The 2,335-nt window shown below is 69.0% G+C and carries 2 protein-coding genes; both read left to right on the forward strand.

What is annotated here, in order from left to right; all coding sequences use genetic code 11:
• The first annotated feature begins 219 nt into the window (after nt 1–219).
• Complete coding sequence (locus ABZ070_RS36850; protein WP_356640511.1) at nt 220–1,653, forward strand: NAD-dependent malic enzyme; 1,434 nt, start codon at nt 220–222, stop codon at nt 1,651–1,653.
• A 353-nt stretch (nt 1,654–2,006) separates the two neighbouring features.
• Nucleotides 2,007–2,288, forward strand: coding sequence for an HU family DNA-binding protein (locus ABZ070_RS36855; RefSeq protein WP_004571953.1), 282 nt, complete (start codon nt 2,007–2,009; stop codon nt 2,286–2,288).
• The last annotated feature ends 47 nt before the right edge of the window (nt 2,289–2,335 follow it).

Raw genomic sequence — 2,335 nt, forward strand, 5'->3', positions numbered from 1 at the left:
GTGGCGAGGCCGCCGAGCTGGGCCGTATGGCGGGCGAGCAGGTGGCGCGGGCCTCTTCTGTTTCCGGCCTGTTTCTCGTATGGTGGAAAACAGTTTCCGAAAACAATATGACCGCATTACCTGCTACTGGCAGGTAGGTGTCACCATCTTCACAGCGTTGCCGGGCTCAGGCGCGGCGCCGCATGGCAAAGAAGCTAGGGAAAGCAGAGGAACCCGGTCATGGCAACGGCGCCCAGCGTCTCGTACTCGATGACGGTCCGGCTGGAGGTGCCCGCGAGCGGAACCGCGGTCTCCCAGCTCACCACGGCCGTGGAGTCCTCCGGGGGCTCCGTGACCGGCCTGGACGTGACCGCCTCCGGCCACGAGAAGCTGCGGATGGATGTCACGATCGCCGCCACCTCGACGGCCCACGCGGACGAGATCGTCGAAGAGCTGCGGAAAATCGAGGGCGTCGTCCTCGGCAAGGTCTCGGACCGTACGTTCCTGATGCACCTCGGCGGCAAGATCGAGATGGCGTCCAAGCATCCCATCCGCAACCGTGACGACCTCTCGATGATCTACACGCCGGGCGTCGCCCGTGTGTGCATGGCGATCGCGGAGAACCCGGAGGACGCCCGCCGCCTCACCATCAAGCGCAACTCCGTTGCAGTGGTGACCGACGGCTCCGCGGTGCTCGGCCTCGGCAACATCGGCCCCAAGGCCGCCCTGCCGGTCATGGAGGGCAAGGCCGCGCTCTTCAAGCGCTTCGCCGGCATCGACGCGTGGCCCATCTGCCTGGACACCCAGGACACCGACGCCATCGTCGAGATCGTCAAGGCGATCGCCCCCGGCTTCGCCGGCATCAACCTCGAGGACATCTCCGCACCCCGCTGCTTCGAGATCGAGGCACGGCTGCGCGAGGCCCTCGACATCCCCGTCTTCCACGACGACCAGCACGGCACCGCGATCGTCGTCCTCGCCTCGCTGACCAACGCCCTGCGCGTGGTGGGCAAGGCGATGAGCGACGTGCGGGTCGTCATGTCCGGCGCCGGCGCGGCCGGTACGGCCATCCTCAAACTCCTCATCGCGGCGGGCGTCAAGCACGCCGTCGTGGCCGACATCCACGGTGTCGTCCACGCGGGCCGTGAGGACCTCGTGGCCGCAGCGCCCGAGTCGCCGCTGCGCTGGATCGCCGACAACACCAACCCCGAGGGCGTCACCGGCACGCTCAAGGAAGCGGTCGCCGGAGCGGACGTCTTCATCGGCGTCTCCGCCCCGAACGTGATCGGCGCGGACGATGTCGCGGCCATGGCGGAGGGCGCGATCGTGTTCGCTCTCGCGAATCCCGACCCCGAGGTCGACCCGGCAATCGCCCGTCAGACGGCGGCAGTTGTGGCCACCGGCCGCTCCGACTTCCCCAACCAGATCAACAACGTGCTGGTCTTCCCGGGCGTCTTCCGCGGTCTGCTGGACGCTCAGTCCCGCACCGTCAACACGGAGATGATGCTCGCGGCCGCGGCGGCGCTCGCGGACGTCGTCACGGAGGACGAACTCAACCCGAACTACATCATCCCCTCGGTCTTCAACGACAAGGTCGCCGGAGCCGTCGCAGGGGCCGTACGGGACGCGGCAAGGGCGGCGGGCGCGGCTGTGACAGGCCCCACGTCCGCCTGACATACGGCGCGTCGCGGGTCGCGGGGTCGCAAACCCCCCTTTAGGGTGGCGGACCAGGGAGCACGCGGCCCGGCCCGCCCGCTCCGACGAGTCTCGAGAGAGTCGACGGAACGTCACCACGATGAGGCAGTGGGGGATTCCGTGCGGCTCCCGTGTGACTCCGGAGGGTGCCGGATTGGCTTTCCCGCCGCTGGTGGGGGCAGGATGCTTCCCCGAGGACCTGCGTCCTGGGGGAAGCCCCGAGGGCGCGGAGGGGTCTGACAGCAGACCCGGGTCCGGGGACTGTCCGAGGGCCCTGGCAGCATCGGCTTCGATCCACGCCTCACAGGCAAGAAGAACACGGGAGTAACAAAATGAACCGCAGTGAGCTGGTGGCCGCGCTGGCCGACCGCGCCGAGGTGACCCGCAAGGACGCCGACGCCGTTCTGGCCGCTCTCGCCGAGACCGTCGGCGAGGTCGTCGCCAAGGGCGACGAGAAGGTCACCATCCCCGGCTTCCTGACCTTCGAGCGCACCCACCGTGCCGCTCGCACCGCGCGCAACCCGCAGACCGGCGACCCGATCCAGATCCCGGCCGGCTACAGCGTGAAGGTCTCCGCGGGCTCGAAGCTCAAGGAAGCCGCCAAGGGCAAGTAAGGCCCAGGCAGCGAGAGGGGCGGTCACCCGGACTCCGGGGGACCGCC

This window comes from Streptomyces sp. NPDC006283, from assembly GCF_040613325.1.
Taxonomy (GTDB): Bacteria; Actinomycetota; Actinomycetes; order Streptomycetales; family Streptomycetaceae; genus Streptomyces.

What these genes read in the sequence shown, in the direction of transcription:
- ABZ070_RS36850 (WP_356640511.1), top strand. Translation starts at nt 220, where the DNA reads ATGGCAACGGCGCCCAGCGTCTCGTACTCGATGACGGTCCGGCTGGAG.
- ABZ070_RS36855 (WP_004571953.1), top strand. Translation starts at nt 2,007, where the DNA reads ATGAACCGCAGTGAGCTGGTGGCCGCGCTGGCCGACCGCGCCGAGGTG.